The sequence below is a fragment of the Pseudomonas sp. TH10 genome (assembly GCF_016651255.1).
Lineage (GTDB): Bacteria > Pseudomonadota > Gammaproteobacteria > Pseudomonadales > Pseudomonadaceae > Aquipseudomonas.
This window is the reverse complement of sequence record NZ_JAEKEG010000037.1, coordinates 1-14,296: the sequence shown is the minus strand read 5'-3', so window position 1 is coordinate 14,296 and position 14,296 is coordinate 1. Positions and strand designations below refer to the sequence as shown.

Annotated in this window: 12 protein-coding genes and 3 pseudogenes; 6 read left to right on the top strand and 9 right to left on the bottom strand. The window is 61.1% G+C overall.

Translation table 11 applies throughout. From position 1 onward, the window contains the following. Positions 1 to 70 precede the first annotated feature (70 nt). The 4 genes from JFT80_RS05605 (at position 71) to JFT80_RS05590 (ending at position 1,880) form a co-directional block, all read left to right on the top strand. Positions 71 to 541, top strand: a complete 471-nt coding sequence (locus JFT80_RS05605) for a glycine zipper domain-containing protein (protein ID WP_045058978.1) — start codon at positions 71 to 73, stop codon at positions 539 to 541. A 30-nt stretch (positions 542 to 571) separates the two neighbouring features. Continuing rightward, a complete protein-coding gene (locus JFT80_RS05600) occupies positions 572 to 751 on the top strand; it encodes a hypothetical protein (RefSeq protein ID WP_045058979.1) in 180 nt (59 codons plus the stop codon). A gap of 95 nt (positions 752 to 846) precedes the next feature. Further along, positions 847 to 1,059 carry a hypothetical protein gene (locus JFT80_RS05595; protein ID WP_201147201.1) on the top strand — a complete coding sequence of 71 codons (213 nt, stop codon included), beginning with the start codon at positions 847 to 849 and terminating at the stop codon, positions 1,057 to 1,059. 125 nt (positions 1,060 to 1,184) lie between these two features. Continuing rightward, a complete protein-coding gene (locus tag JFT80_RS05590) occupies positions 1,185 to 1,880 on the top strand; it encodes an HAD-IA family hydrolase (protein ID WP_122838070.1) in 696 nt (231 codons plus the stop codon). A 65-nt stretch (positions 1,881 to 1,945) separates the two neighbouring features. Here the strand turns inward: JFT80_RS05590 and JFT80_RS05585 are convergent, their stop codons facing one another. The 7 genes and pseudogenes from JFT80_RS05585 to JFT80_RS05555 form a co-directional block, all read right to left on the bottom strand. Beyond that, positions 1,946 to 2,692: a 3-oxoacyl-ACP reductase family protein gene (locus JFT80_RS05585; protein WP_201147200.1), complete on the bottom strand. Its 747-nt coding sequence runs from the start codon at positions 2,690 to 2,692 to the stop codon at positions 1,946 to 1,948. Between the two features lie 212 nt (positions 2,693 to 2,904). Further along, a complete protein-coding gene (locus tag JFT80_RS05580) occupies positions 2,905 to 4,146 on the bottom strand; it encodes an OprD family porin (RefSeq protein ID WP_122838071.1) in 1,242 nt (413 codons plus the stop codon). Positions 4,147 to 4,297: 151 nt separating this feature from the next. Continuing rightward, a complete protein-coding gene (locus JFT80_RS05575; protein ID WP_201147199.1) occupies positions 4,298 to 6,034 on the bottom strand; it encodes a biotin carboxylase N-terminal domain-containing protein in 1,737 nt (578 codons plus the stop codon). Then, positions 6,031 to 7,648: pseudogene (locus JFT80_RS05570) on the bottom strand (5-oxoprolinase/urea amidolyase family protein). Before JFT80_RS05570 ends, JFT80_RS05575 begins: the two are co-directional and overlap by 4 nt. 9 nt (positions 7,649 to 7,657) lie before the next feature. Continuing rightward, positions 7,658 to 8,463 (bottom strand): annotated as a pseudogene (locus JFT80_RS05565) (putative hydro-lyase). After that, a complete protein-coding gene (locus JFT80_RS05560) occupies positions 8,460 to 9,230 on the bottom strand; it encodes a LamB/YcsF family protein (RefSeq protein WP_201147198.1) in 771 nt (256 codons plus the stop codon). Before JFT80_RS05560 ends, JFT80_RS05565 begins: the two are co-directional and overlap by 4 nt. Before the next feature lie 28 nt (positions 9,231 to 9,258). Next, positions 9,259 to 10,505 (bottom strand): annotated as a pseudogene (locus JFT80_RS05555) (NRAMP family divalent metal transporter). Between the two features lie 269 nt (positions 10,506 to 10,774). Between JFT80_RS05555 and JFT80_RS05550 the strand changes: the two are divergent. Further along, positions 10,775 to 11,440 (top strand): GntR family transcriptional regulator, encoded by a 666-nt coding sequence (locus tag JFT80_RS05550; protein WP_122838076.1) that lies wholly within the window; start codon positions 10,775 to 10,777, stop codon positions 11,438 to 11,440. 10 nt (positions 11,441 to 11,450) lie between these two features. After that, on the top strand, positions 11,451 to 12,377 hold the full coding sequence (locus tag JFT80_RS05545) for a LysR family transcriptional regulator (protein ID WP_201147197.1): 927 nt from the start codon (positions 11,451 to 11,453) through the stop codon (positions 12,375 to 12,377). A gap of 222 nt (positions 12,378 to 12,599) precedes the next feature. Here JFT80_RS05545 and JFT80_RS05540 read toward each other — a convergent pair whose 3' ends face one another. Together JFT80_RS05540 and JFT80_RS05535 are read right to left on the bottom strand one after the other, a co-directional pair. Continuing rightward, a complete protein-coding gene (locus JFT80_RS05540) occupies positions 12,600 to 13,328 on the bottom strand; it encodes an aspartate/glutamate racemase family protein (RefSeq protein WP_201147196.1) in 729 nt (242 codons plus the stop codon). A gap of 55 nt (positions 13,329 to 13,383) precedes the next feature. After that, positions 13,384 to 14,296: cytosine permease (locus JFT80_RS05535; RefSeq protein WP_201147195.1), on the bottom strand; the 913-nt coding region annotated here is incomplete at its 5' end.

Genomic DNA, 14,296 nt, shown 5'->3' with positions numbered 1-14,296 from the left:
TTGCGTTTATGAACGTTTCCCCCTGCAGAGGCTCAAAGCCATTACATCCCCAACGCATGCGAGGTGCACCATGACATCTAAATCCGAAAGCAAACCAGGCGACTGTCGTCGTCAAGGCTTGACGTTGTCTGCATTGGTATTGGGACTGATGGTCAGCCACGGCGCCGTGGCCGCTGGCGACGGCACCGCAGCAGTCGGCGGTGGCCTCGGTGGGGCACTCGGGAATGTCGTGGGTCAGCAAATGGGCGGCAGCACTGGCGCGGCCATCGGCGCAGGCGTCGGTGGGGCCGCGGGGAGTGCGGTAGGGGCGCCCAAGGGCAGCCGCACGGCCGCTGCGGTGGGGGGTGGTTTGGGTTCTGCGGGTGGTTCGGTGATTGGCAACAGCCTGGGCGGTTCGACCGGTTCGACCATTGGCGCAGGCCTCGGTGGTGCAGCCGGTGGCGCTGTCGGCAACAACCTGGGTACCGATGACGGTGGTTCGCATTCCAAGGGCAATCACAAGCACAAGAATAAAAACAAGTATAAGAATAAGCATCGTTGATCCATCCCTGCACCCTGCGAGGTATGCCCCATGACGCCTGAAACAGAAGGCAAGGAAGAAAAAGGTCCGAGTGGACTGCCGTTTATCAACGATCCGGGAAATGAAGATCCAGGGTCGGTAATGGACGATGCAACAGTGCCGCTCAATGACTCCGATGACGCTGGCGATGTCGACTACGAAGACGAAGAGCTGGACGAAGACGAGCAATAAGCTGTCGACCGACTGTCTCTCTCATAGAACGGCCGTGCCGCCGAGGTCGTCGAACTGTCAGGGCCTGCCATTGCAGGCCCGTCGAGAGGTGACCCATGAAATCTGTTCCCAAAGCATTCGACCCGGATGAAACGCCTGAGTATCCCCTGCCATCCCCCACGGACTCCCTGAGTCGCGATCAACGGCCGCCTGACGAAGACACGGCCGTGGAGCAGTTGCCCAGGGATGATGTGAAGCGTGGGGATGTAGAGGCCGTTCCCGATGATCAGGACATTGCCGGTAATGATGCATCCGATGAACCGAGCTGACGTCGTCGTGGATGTCGGACGCCTTTACCCTTTCCTCAAGTCGATATCCTGCTGAACCCTTTAATCCGTCGCAGAATCGGTGCTAACGTGCGGGTCCTCTTGTTGTTGAAAACGGATCAGACGCGATGAATGCACCGCTGAACGAATTCGGCCCGATCAAGGCTGTGATTTTCGATATGGACGGCTTGTTGCTGGACACCGAGGGCATCTACACCGAGGTCACGTCGATGATCGCCCAGCGCTATGGCCGGGTTTTCGACTGGAGCATCAAACAGAACATCATCGGGCGCGGCGCAAATGATCTGGCGCGCTACGTGGTCGAGGCCCTGGACCTGCCGATCTCCGCAGAAGAATTCCTGGTGATTCGCGAACCGCTGATGCGTGAGCGTTTTCCACACGCGCTGGCAATGCCCGGCGCCCAGGAACTGGTGCGGCACCTGAAGGCGAACAATATCCCCATCGCGGTGGGCACCAGTTCTTCACGTCAGTCCTTCGGCCAGAAAACCACGCTGCACCGGGAGTGGTTCGATTTATTCGATTTCATCGTCACGGCTGATGATCCGGAAGTGGGCGCGGCCAAGCCGGCACCGGACATCTTTCTGACCGCCGCGCGGCGTCTGGGTGTCGATCCGGCCGACTGCCTGGTGTTCGAGGATTCGCCCTTCGGCGTCACAGCAGCGAAGGCGGCGGGCATGACCGCCATTGCCATCCCGGATGCGGCCATGGCCGATGAAAAGTACGCACATGCCGATGGCATCCTGCGCACGCTGAAGGCGTTCAAGCCCGCTGACTGCGGCTTGCCGGCGTTGGAATGGGCGTAAATCAGCAGGCATGAAAAAGCCGGCCACCTGATCAGGTGGCCGGCTTTTTCACGCAGGTGTTGCCATCAGGCGCCAAAGCCGCCGTCGATGGTCAAGCTGGCACCCGTGATGTAGCCCGCTTCAGGGCCCACCAGGTACGCCACGAAGCTGGCGATTTCATCGGCATGACCATAACGACCTACTGCCATCAACGGGATCAGGCTGTCGGCAAAGTCACCCTGTGCAGGGTTCATGTCGGTGTCGACCGGGCCGGGTTGCACGTTGTTGATGGTGATCCCGCGCGGGCCGAGGTCGCGTGCCAGGCCTTTGGTCAGGCCGACCAGCGCCGACTTGCTCATGGCGTACGGACCGCCACCGGCGAAGGGCATGCGATCGGCATTGGTGCTGCCAATATTGATGATGCGACCGCCTTCGGTCATATGCCTGGCAGCGGCCTGGGTAGCAATGAATACACTGCGTACGTTGATGGCCAGGGTCTGGTCGAAGTCTTCGAGCTTGAAATCTTCCAGTGGCGCAACCGCCAGCACACCTGCGTTGTTGACCAGGATATCCAGCGCGCCAAAGGCTTCGACGGTGGCCGTGACCGCGTGACGGATGGCCTCGGCATCGGCGCTGTCGGCCTTGATGGCCAGGGCCTTGCCGCCACTGGCGGTGATGCTGTTCTGCAATTCTTCGGCTTTTGCCGTGGAGCTTACGTAAGTGAAGGCAACGGCTGCGCCTTCAGCGGCCAGGCGTTTGACGATGGCTGCGCCAATACCGCGGGATCCGCCTTGGATCAAAGCCACTTTGCCGCTGAGGTTCTGAGTAGTCATGTCTGTCTCCAAAGTCGCCGGGGCGAGATGTCCCGGTTGATGGAGCCTAGTATCGGTTCGGGATTACCTGCCGGGTAGACGGTAATCACGATAGTCTGTGTAAACCATAAGTTTACAATGGCTACAGTGGAAACCATCAGCAGTATCGAATGCCGAGGGCTTCCCAGGGCTGAACAAAGGCTTCGGTCAAACGGCGCTCAAGCGATCCGCCTTTACCACAAGGCCAATGTGTAACTCAGGATCAGCCGTGTCTCATCCAGGTCATTGCTGAAGTTCGAGCGGACCGTGGCGTTTCGAACCTTGACCCCAAGATTCTTCAGCGAACCGCTTTGCACGACGTAGCCGATATCGGTGTTGCGCTCCCACTCTTTCCCCGAGTGACTGCCCGCTACCTGCACATTGTCGCCATTGACGTAACGGGTCATGAAGGTGAGGCCTGGAATGCCCAGTGCGGCGAAGTTGTAGTCATAGCGCACCTGCCATGAGTGCTCATCGGTGTTGGCAAAGTCGTTGATCTGCACAAAGTTGACCAGGTAGGGGTCGCTATTGGCGATGTACGGGAACGGGTCGTCACCGCTCATTCGCTGATAGGCGCCGGTCAATACGCTAGAGCCCAGGGTATAGGCCACTTGCCCGTTCGCTGCGCGGTTGTCGAGTGGGCGGAAATTACCGTCGTCGGTACTTTTCGAATAGCGCAGGTCGAACTTGAGCGACTGTTGCGCGGCGAGAGGAATTTCATAGATGACCCCGCCAAAGTACTGTCGATAGATATTTTCCAGGTTGCCGTAGAACAGGCTTGTACTCAGGGCTTTATTAAAACTGTAGGTGCCGCCGGCAAATCGGAAATCATCACTGACGCCGCCGATGCGGTTACCCGTGAAGTCCTGGTAGTTTGAAGAACTGTTAAACTTGATTTGCTGCAATTTGCCGCCTTGCAGGGCCAATTGGTCGATATCTTTTGAAGTCAGCAGCGCTCCTTCGAAGGTCGAAGGCAACAAGCGCGTGTCATTACTCGACACGACTGGCGTACGGAAAGCCAGGGAGCCGACTTTGAGTTCCGTCGCAGAGACCTTCGCCTTGGCCGTCAGGCCCAGCTTGGAGTACTCGCTTTGCGAGCCGCGGCCGTTCTTCGAGCTGAGGTCAGCGGGCAACAGGCCGGTGCCACCGGACCCATCGCCGCCGTCGAGCTTGATGCCGAGCATGCCGATGGCGTCGAGGCCAACGCCGATAGTGCCTGCGGTATAACCCGACTCAATGCGCAGCATCGCGCCCTGTGCCCACTCCGCCGCAGCGTCACGCTCTGCCGTGGGCGGGCCGTTACGAAAGTCACGACTGAAGTAGAAGTTGCGCAGTTCCACACTCGCTTTGCTGTCGGCAATAAAGTCGGCCGAGGCGGTCACTGGTAAAACCAGCGCGCAGGTACCCGCAATGGCAAAAGCCTTGTTGATTGACATGCTCTTGATGCTCCAGATAAACGGCAGCTTTTAATGGTCAGGTTTTATTGTTTTTTCATGAAAAGTTACAGCTGAACTTTTCTGCGGGCAGCACGCGGCAAACGGGTGGTGAACCCGTTGCGCGACTACCTGTAAAAGGAAAAGCTTTAAATCAAGCCAGGATCTTGATGCGGCCAATCACCGAGCCGGCTTCAAAATAGTCACCTGCCTGTTTGGCGATCTGCACCTGGCCTTCACAAGGTGCAAGGACCGAAGTTTCCATCTTCATGGCTTCTACAACGGCAATGACCTGCCCGGCACTTACCGACTCGCCGTCTTCGACCACCCAGGTATGCAGATTACCCGCCACGGGCGTCAGTACCGACTGCGGGTCAATGACCTCGGGGGCCGCGCTTTCGCTGGTGGTACCCGCTGCATTCAGGCTGACGCCGCGCAGCAGCGCAGCTGGAAGGCCCAGTTCGTGTCGTTTGCCGTCGATCTCGACAAACGTACGCAGTATTTCCGGGTCGGCCGATACAGCAGCACGTGGGGCGAGCGTGATCTGCTCGGCGAAATCGGTCTCGATCCAGCGCGTGTGTACGGCGAATTTATCGGCACCGGTGAAGTCATCATGATCCATGACGGCCCGGTGGAACGGCAGCACCGAGGCGATGCCCTCGATGTTGAACTCAGCCAGTGCGCGCCGGGCGCGGACGATAGCCTGTTCGCGGGTGGCGCCGGTGACGATCAATTTGGCCATCATCGAATCGAAGGTGCTGGGTACTCGCGAGCCGCTTATAACGCCGCTGTCCAGGCGCACGCCCGGGCCAGATGGTGGCAGGAAATCGGTGATCTGACCGGGGGTGGGCAGGAAGCCTTTGCCCGGGTCTTCCGCGTTGATGCGAAACTCGAAGCTGTGGCCACGCGGGGTCGGCGTCTCGTTGAAGGACAACGGCAAACCATCGGCGATCCGCAATTGCTCGATCACCAGGTCAACCCCGGTGGTCTCTTCAGTCACCGGGTGCTCGACCTGCAAGCGGGTATTGACCTCAAGGAACGACAGAGTGCCATCCTGGCTGAGCAGGAACTCCACCGTACCGGCACCGACGTAGCCCGCCTTGGCGCAGATATCCTGGGCAGACTGATGAATACGCTGGCGCTGTTGGTCGCTGATAAAAGGCGCAGGCGCTTCCTCCACCAGCTTCTGATTGCGCCGCTGCAAGGAGCAGTCACGCGTGCCGACGACCACGACCTTGCCGTGTTTGTCGGCGAGGATCTGCGCTTCGATGTGCCGGGGCCGGTCGAGGAACTGCTCGACGTAGCATTCGCCACGACCAAAGGCCGCTTCTGCTTCGCGCACGGCTGAGGCGAACAATTCAGCCACCTCATCCATGCGCCAGGCGACTTTCATGCCGCGTCCGCCGCCGCCAAAGGCTGCCTTGATGGCAATTGGCAGGCCGTGCTGCTCGGCAAAGGCCAGTACTTCGGCGGCGCTTTCGACCGGGCCAGGCGTACCGGCCACCAGGGGGGCACCGACCAGGTGGGCAATTTTTCGTGCCTCGACCTTGTCGCCGAGCACGTCGATGGTCTCCGGGTTGGGACCGACCCAGATCAGCCCGGCCTCGATCACTGCCCGGGCGAAGTCGGCCCTCTCAGACAGGAAACCATAGCCGGGGTGCACGGCATCGGCGCCGCTGCGTTGGGCGATGGCGATCAGTTTGCCGATATCCAGGTAGGTCTCGGCCGGGCGCTGGCCGTTGAGTGAGTAGGCTTCGTTGGCTTGGCGCACGTGCAGGGCGTCGATGTCCGCATCGGCATACACCGCCACAGACTGCACGCCGTAGTCACTGCAGGCGCGGGCGATGCGGACAGCAATTTCACCACGGTTGGCAATCAGTAATTTCTTCATGGGAGTTTGTTCACATCGGCAGTTGATGAAGAGGCTTGCGTATCGGGTTGCATCTCTTTGAAGCCACCCAGAGGGTTGAAGCGAATCTGCGCATTGACCGGGATCTGGCCCGCCAGGTCCAGGTGGTAGCTGGCGACTGCGCCGATCACTGGGTAACCACCGGTCAACGGGTGATCGGCGAGAAACAGCACCGGTTGGCCGCTGGCCGGAACCTGGATGGCGCCCACGGAAGTGCCTTCGCTGGGCAACTCCTGATGGTTGCTGCGTTCCAGCGGCGTTTCACCCGCCAGGCGAATACCGACCCGGTTGGACTGTGAGGTGACGCGCCACAGCTGGCTGCCCAGCCGCTGGATGGCGTCTTCGGTAAACCAGTCAGTGCGCGGCCCCATGACCACGTCGAGGGTCACGATGGTGGCCGCGGTGGGCAGGTCAAAGGCGGGAGATTCGTTCAACGAAACGCTGGTGCCTGTCGTCAGCGCGTTAAAGCCCAGTCGGTCACCGGCCGCGAGAGCAGGGGGCCGACCTGGGCGAGCGTGTCGGTGGACAGGCTGCCGAGCACCGCAGTGACCTCAAAGCCGCCGCGAATCGCCAGGTAACTGCGCAACCCTGCCGAAGGTGAACCCAGGCTGACTTTGTCCCCGGGCTCCAGTTCGATGGGCTGGTAGTTGTCGGCAGACCATTGCAGCCCACTGGCGTTGGTGATGATGACCGGGGTTTGCGCGCCGGTGATTGCGATCACCGCATGGCCATGACAGATGAAGCTCAGGCCGCCGAGCACTGCTTCCACGCAGGCCATGTCCGAAGGGTTGCCGACCGCGCGGTTGGCTGCGCGCAGCGCGCCGAGGTCCAGCGCGCCGGAGCGGGATACGCCTTGGCCGGTCTGGCCGGGTCGGCCCATGTCTTGGAGGACGCAGTGCAAGCCGGGCGTAATGATTTGCAGGTAGGCACCGCTGGGGGCGGCGGCGCTTGCCTGCGCAGTGGAGGCGGGCAGGCCGCCTGCCGGAAGCGGGCCGGCATCGGTGAATCGCACTTTGTAGCCGGGGCGAAGCAGGGCCGATTCAGCACGGTTCAGGTCCCACATCTGCAACGGCGTGACGCCGATGATCTGCCACCCACCAGGGCTGGCCTGCGGGTAAACACCGCTGAATTCCCCGCCAGGGCAACCGCACCTGCGGGTATGCGGGTACGCGGCGTTTGTCGGCGAGGCACCTGGAAACCCGCACCGCCGGTCAGGTAGGCGAAGCCCGGAGCAAAGCCGCAAAAGGCCACGCTGTAGTCATGGGCGGTGTGGCGTTGAACCACCTCGGCGCGGCTGATCCCCAGCAGCGTTGCGACTTCGTCCAGGTCTTCACCGTTGTAATGAACGGGAATTTCCACCCGGCGATGCTCGATCGCGCGGCGCTGGCTCAGGTCCTGGCCGGCGATACGATTGACCAGCGCCTGCCGCGCAATGGCGCTGGGGCGGAACTGGATCAGCAAGGTTCGTGCGGTAGGAATGATTTCTTCCACGCCCGCAATAGGCTCCGCCGTCAGGGCGTCGAACAATGCCAGGGTCTCATCCAGGTCGTTCAATTCGACGAGCAGGGCGTCCAGGTTTACCGGTAAGAAACGCACAGCAGACTCCTAGACGTGGTACGTGCTGTCGGGCACGTCGGTGATGAACATATGGCCGGGCGAATGGGTGATTGCGAAGGGTACGCCCGAGGCCATGACCGCGGCTTGAGGCGTTACCCCGCAAGCCCAGAACACCGGGACCTCGCCCGGCTCGATGCGCACGGCGTCACCGAAATCGGGCCGGGCCAGGTCCTGGATCCCCAGCAAGCCAGGCTCGCCGACGTGGACCGGGGCCCCATGCACCGAGGGTAGCGCCCGGAGATACCGCAGGCCTCGGCCACGCGATCAGCGGGGATCGGTCGCATCGACACCACCATCTCACCCTGCAGGCGCCCGGCCGGGCGGCAGGCACGGTTGGTCAGGTACATCGGCACGTTGCAGCCATCGGCGATATGCCGCACTTCAATGCCTGCCTCTTGCAGGGCTGTTTCAAAGGTAAAGCTGCAACCGATCAGGAAGGCCACCATGTCGTCGTGTTCGGCCCAGGCCTGGGTGGCGTCGCTGACTTCCTCCACCAGCTTGCCGTCACGCCAGATGCGGTACAGGGGCAGGTCGGTGCGCAGGTCAGCCCCTGCCGCCAGCCGGGTGTGGGGGCTTGCAGCGTCAGTGACGTCAAGCACCGGACAAGCCTTGGGGTTGCGTTGGGCATACAGCAGGAAGTCGTAGGCCCAGTCGCGGGGCAAGGCAATCAGGTTCGCCTGAGTCATGCCCGGTGCGATGCCGGCGGTGGGGGTGACCAGGCCGCCGCGGTAGGCCGAGCGAGCTTCACGGCCAGCGGCGATGGCCGCCTGGCGAGCGCGTTCCAGGGCGTTCATGGACGACCTCCGGCAAACGGTTGCAGGGACATGTTGGCCTGTTCCAGCACGCGACGCAGTTCACGGGCCATGTCCACCGCTGCCGGGCTATCGCCGTGGACGCAGATCGAGTCGGCCTGGATGCTGACCAGGCTGCCATCGATCGCTTCCAGGGTGCCGTGCTCAACGAGGTGCAGCATGCGTTGGGCGACGAGCTTGGGATCGTGCAGCACGGCGCCGGGTTCGCGGCGACAGACGAGGGTGCCTTGTGGGGTATAGGCACGGTCAGCGAAGGCTTCGGCGATACACTGCAAGCCCTCGTTACGGGCCAGTTCAATCAGGCTCGAGCCTGCCAATGCAACCAATACCAGGCTGGAGTCGATCGCGCGGATGGCTTCGATCACGGCCAACGCCTGACGACGATCGTGAGCAATGGTGTTGTACAGGGCGCCGTGGGGCTTCACATAGCGCACGCTGCTGCCAGCGGCCTTGGCCAGACCCTGCAGCGCGCCGATCTGGTAGATCACATCAGCCGTCAGTTCATCGCTGGACAGGTCCATGTTGCGGCGGCCAAAGCCGACTTTGTCCGGATAAGCGACATGGGCACCAATGGTGACGTTTTTTGCCACCGCAGCTTTCAGCGTCTGCAGGATGCCGGCCGGGTCGCCGGCGTGAAAACCGCAGGCGACATTGGCGCTGGTCACGACGTCGAGCATCGCGGCATCGTCGCCCATGCGCCAGGCGCCGAAGCTTTCGCCCAGGTCGCTGTTGATGTCTATCGTTGGCATTAACTTGACTCCTTGTTCGTCATCGGGCTCAGGCAATGTTGAGGAAGGCGAAAATCGGCCCGACGGATTTGATCGCCATGTACCAGGTCAGCAGGCAGGTCAGGGCGCCTAGCAGCAACAGCCAGCGAGGGTAATGATAACCGTCCATGAGGTCGGACCGGCGCCAGCCCACGTAGATGAAGATGCTCAGGCCGATGGGCAGTATCAGGCCATTAAAGCCGCCCGCGAAGAGCAACAATGCCGCCGGAGCCGTACCCATCAGGACAAAGATCAGCAGTGACAGGGCGATGAACACCATCGTGGCGCGGTTGCGTCCTTTCTCGGTGATGCTCGGCATGAACACGGTGATGAAGGAAATGGACGTGTAAGCCGCGCCGATCACACTGGTGATACTGGCGGCCCAGAGGATGAGGCCGAAAACGCGCAGGCCGATTTGCCCAGCCGCTGCCTGGAAGGCTTGCGCGGCCGGATTGGCGCCCTGACCCGAGGTGTCGATAACGACGCCACTGGCCACCACGCCAAGGATGGCGAGAAACAGGACGTAGCGCATCAGGCCGGTGACCAGGATGCCGCTCAGGGCTGCCTTGGTGACTGCCTGGAGGTTTTCGACTCCGGTAGTACCGCGGTCCAGCAGTTTGTGAGCCCCGGCATAAGTGATGTAACCGCCGACCGTGCCGCCGACAATGGTGGTAATGGTGGCGAAGTTGATCTGGTCCGGAAGTACGGTCTGGTAGAGCGCCTCACCCAGTGGCGGATTGGAGGCGAAGGCCACGAACAGCGTCAGGCCAATCATCACCAGGCCCAGCACCACGATCAGCCGGTCGACGGCCAATCCGGCGCGGTGGGAGAGGAAGATGCCGATGGCCAGCAGGGCGCTCAGGCTGCCGCCCCATTTTGCATCAAGCCCCATCAGCGCGTTCAGGCCCAGCCCGGCACCGGCGATGTTGCCGACGTTGAACACCAGGCCGCCGAAGATCACCAGCACCGCCAGCAGGTAACCACTGCCTGGAATCGCTTTGTTGGCCACGTCTGCGGCACGCATTCGGGTCAGGGTGACGATGCGCCAGACGTTCAGTTGCACCACGAAGTCGATAAGAATCGACGCCAGGATACCGAACGCAAATGCCGCACCCATCTTGGCCGTGAAGGTGGCGGTCTGGGTAATGAATCCAGGACCGATGGCAGAAGTCGCCATCATGAAAATGGCGGCGACCAGGAGGACCGTCGCGCCTTGGCAAAATCCTGAGCGGTCTGTGTCCCGGCGGACGGTGTCACGGCTGTCTCTGTCACGGCATCATTCCTTCGGTAGGGGATGGTTTGATTGAGCAACGAGCGTGCCAGGTTTCAATCATATGGCTGAAAGTGTTGATGCATGGCTATTTGATTGTTGAACAATCCATTCATGGTAGTTCCACAATATGCACCAGTTTGTAACCATATCACTCCTGCGTGTTACTTATTGATGCACTCGGCACCCTCGGTTCTTGCTATGCGCTGAGCTCTGATAGAACATCAAAATGACTTTCCCTGACTCTGGACCGCACATGAACGACGTTGCACATTCCCTTCCGCGCTCGCTGGGTGAGTCCATTACCCAGGAGGTCCGCAGGATGCTGGTCGAAGGCGAATTGGTACCGGGGCAACGGCTGTCCGAAGCGGCGCTGGCCGATAGTCTGCAGATTTCCCGCAACACGCTCAGAGAGGCATTCAGGGTCCTGACCCGTGAGGGTTTGCTCAAGCATGAGCCTAATCGCGGGGTCACTGTGGCGGTGCCTGATATGGCGTCGATCATTGACATCTATCGTGTACGCCGCTTTATCGAATGCAAGGCCATTGCCCAGGGGTACCCGCTGCACCCGGGGGCATTGCATATGCGTCAGGCGGTGGAGGCGGGCATGCAAGCGCGCGAAGCCAAGGATTGGAAAGCAGTCGGCACCGCTAACATGATGTTCCACAAGGCTATCGTCGAGCTCGCCGACAGCCCGCGATTGGTGGTGTTCTATGGGCAGATATCGGCCGAGTTGCGCTTGGCGTTCGGCCTGCTGGATGACGCCGAATTCCTGCACATGCCTTACGTCGACATGAACATTTCAGTCTTGCGTTGCATAGAAGAGGGGCGACCGGAGGAGGCGACCCGGATGCTCGAAGCCTATCTGGTGCAATCGGAGCGCACCGTTCTGGCGGCCTACGAACGCAGCATGAATCGATAGTCAGCCCCGCATGGAAACCTTCAGCAGTATCGAATGCTTTGTGCGTAGCGCCGAAGTCGGCAGTTTTGCCGAGGCGGCGCGGCGCTTGAGCCTGACCCCGGCGGCGGTCGGCAAAAGTGTCGCGAAACTCGAGGGGCGGCTCGGTGTGCGGCTCTTCCAGCGCAGCACCCGCAGCCTGACGTTGACCGAGGCTGGGCAGCTGTTTCTAAATCAGGTCAGTGGCAGTCTGACGACCATTCAAAATGCCGTGGCCAATCTGGCCAGTGTCGAAGGGCTCCCGGCGGGAACGTTGAAAGTCAGCATGGGCGCGGCGTTTGGGTGCCTGCATATCGTGCCAATGCTCGGTGAGTTCCTGCGGCGTTACCCCGCGATCAATCCGGACTGGCATTTCGATAATCGCCAGGTCGATCTGATCGGGCAGGGCTTTGACGCGGCCATCGGTGGCGGTTTCGAACTGCCGCAAGGCGTGATCGCACGCAAGTTGAGTCCGGCGCACCGGATATTGGTGGCGTCCGCTGATTATTTGCAGAGAAATCCCGAAATCACTGAGCCGGACGACCTCAATCATCACGACGGTATTCTGATCCGCTCACCGCAAACCGGGCGCGTGCGTTCCTGGCAATTGGTCGGGCGCAATCCGCAGAACTGTCGGCCGTTGATGCTCAAGGCGCGGATGACCATGAGCGATTCCGAGGCCGCTTGCAGGACGGCGGCGCAGGGGTTGGGCGTTGCGCTGGTGAGCATGCCGTTTGCGGTGGGATATCTGGACGCGGGGACGTTGCAGCGGGTGTTGCCGGAGTGGTTCGTCGATGATGGCAATATTTCGATTTACTATGCCGAGCATAAGTTGTTGCCCGGCAAGACGCGGGCGTTTGTGGATTTCGTGATTGAGCAGTTTGTCGAAAGAGGGTTGGCGCGGCGATTCAGTGCGATTTGAGCGAGGTTTCAGGCCGAGGCGCGCCCATCGCGGGCAAGCCCGCTCCCACAGGTTCGATGTCAGCTCCAAATATGTGTACTGCCTGTGGGAGCAAGGCTGCTCCCACAGGTTCGATGTTGTCTCCAATTACAGGTAGTACCTGTGGCCCCCAGGTTCGATGTGGTCTTCAGTTATATGGGGTACCTGTGGGAGCGGGCTTGCCCGCGATTGGAGCGCTTCGGTCTACCGACCAAACCGCACCGGCCAACCAATGATCTTCTTCGGCCGCGGCGTGGCATAAGTCCGCACCTTGGACGTCGACAACCCCAGCCGCACCAGCGATTCAGCGATGGTCACCGCCGCTGTCACGCCATCCACGACCGGCACGCCGGTGCGCTCGCGGATCTGCTCGTCCAGCCCGGCCATCCCGCCGCAACCCAGGCAAATTACCTCGGCCTTGTCTTCGAGCACCGCCAATTCCGCCTGGCGGACAATGGCTTCCAGCGCACGCTGCGGATCCGATTCCAGTTCCAGCACCGCCAGGCCACTGGCCCGCACGGAGGCGCAGCGGTCCCACAGGCCGGAGAGCTTTAACCGGTCCTCGATCAGGGGCACGGTGCGATCCAGGGTCGTGACCACCGAGTAGGCATGGCCGAGAAACATCGCGGTACTGGCGGCTGCATCGGTGATGTCCACCACCGGCACATTGAGCAATTCCTGCAAACCTTCACGGCCATGTTCGCCGTAACCGGCCTGTATCACCGCGTCGAACGGCTGATCGTAGGCCATCACCCGATCCATCACGGCGATCGCGGCGAGGTAGCTTTCAAAGTTGCCTTCAATCGAGTCCGCGCCGAAAAACGGCGTCAAGCCAACGATTTCGGTACCGGGTGAAGCAACAGCCTGCGCCGAGCGGGCGATGGCTTGGGTGATGGACTCGGTGGTGTTGACGTTGACCACGAGAATACGCATGGGAAGTCCTTATAGCGGGTGGTTCTGCGGCCCGACGTCGCCGGGCCGCCAAGGGTTAGTGGCCGGCGTTGTCGACCGCGATGGATTCACCGCTGACGTCAGCGTAGTGCGGCTGACGCTTGGCGATGATCAGGTAGAGCATCCCGGCGATACCGGCACCGATCAGCCAGGAGAAGGGTGAGACGCTGTGGAAACCCGGCACCAGTGCCAGAACAATGGCGATCAGTGCGGCAGGAATAAACGCCGCCACCGCGCGGAAATTGACGCCGCGACTGTAGTAATAAGCGCCGTTGGGGTCTTCGCTGTAGAGCTGCGGAACGTTGACCTGGCCTTTGCGGATCAGCCAGTAGTCGACCATGATCACGCCGTACAACGGGCCGAGCAGGGCACCGAGACCGGACAGGAAATACACGATGACCAGCGGGCTGTTGTAGAGATTCCACGGCAGGATCAGCACGGCAATGGTCGCGCTGATCAACCCGGCACGGCGGAAGGTCAGGTATTTCGGCGCCAGGTTGCTGAGGACGAACGCCGGAGCAACGAAGTTGGCCATGATGTTCACCGCCACGGTGACGATCAGGAACGCGAGGCAACCGAGCACCAGGAAGAAGGTGTTGGGAATCGAGGCGATGATCTCGGTCGGGCTTTCAATGATCCGCCCATTGATTTGAAATTGCGCGCCACAGAGCAGAACAGTAATCGCGGCGAACACCAGAATATTCACCGGCAAACCCCAGAAATTTCCTACCTTGATGGTCTTGCGGCACGGCGAAGAGCGAGCGAAGTCGCAGAAATTGAGGATCAGCGTGCCGTAGATCGCCAGCCACAACGCGCCGCCGGCAAAGATGTTGCGCCACATCTCGCCGCCGCTCAGCGGTTCGCGGATCGACCAGGCGATGGTCGCGTTGGCTTGCGTGTACATCCAGGCGGCGAGGGCGGCGACAGTCAGCAGAATCACCGGTCCGGCA

Coding starts and splice junctions, on each gene's coding strand:
- JFT80_RS05560 (WP_201147198.1), bottom strand. CDS start 9,230: ATGCCAACGATAGACATCAACAGCGACCTGGGCGAAAGCTTCGGCGCC.
- JFT80_RS05550 (WP_122838076.1), top strand. CDS start 10,775: ATGAACGACGTTGCACATTCCCTTCCGCGCTCGCTGGGTGAGTCCATT.
- JFT80_RS05545 (WP_201147197.1), top strand. CDS start 11,451: ATGGAAACCTTCAGCAGTATCGAATGCTTTGTGCGTAGCGCCGAAGTC.
- JFT80_RS05585 (WP_201147200.1), bottom strand. CDS start 2,692: ATGACTACTCAGAACCTCAGCGGCAAAGTGGCTTTGATCCAAGGCGGA.
- JFT80_RS05590 (WP_122838070.1), top strand. CDS start 1,185: ATGAATGCACCGCTGAACGAATTCGGCCCGATCAAGGCTGTGATTTTC.
- JFT80_RS05595 (WP_201147201.1), top strand. CDS start 847: ATGAAATCTGTTCCCAAAGCATTCGACCCGGATGAAACGCCTGAGTAT.
- JFT80_RS05600 (WP_045058979.1), top strand. CDS start 572: ATGACGCCTGAAACAGAAGGCAAGGAAGAAAAAGGTCCGAGTGGACTG.
- JFT80_RS05575 (WP_201147199.1), bottom strand. CDS start 6,034: ATGAAGAAATTACTGATTGCCAACCGTGGTGAAATTGCTGTCCGCATC.
- JFT80_RS05580 (WP_122838071.1), bottom strand. CDS start 4,146: ATGTCAATCAACAAGGCTTTTGCCATTGCGGGTACCTGCGCGCTGGTT.
- JFT80_RS05605 (WP_045058978.1), top strand. CDS start 71: ATGACATCTAAATCCGAAAGCAAACCAGGCGACTGTCGTCGTCAAGGC.
- JFT80_RS05540 (WP_201147196.1), bottom strand. CDS start 13,328: ATGCGTATTCTCGTGGTCAACGTCAACACCACCGAGTCCATCACCCAA.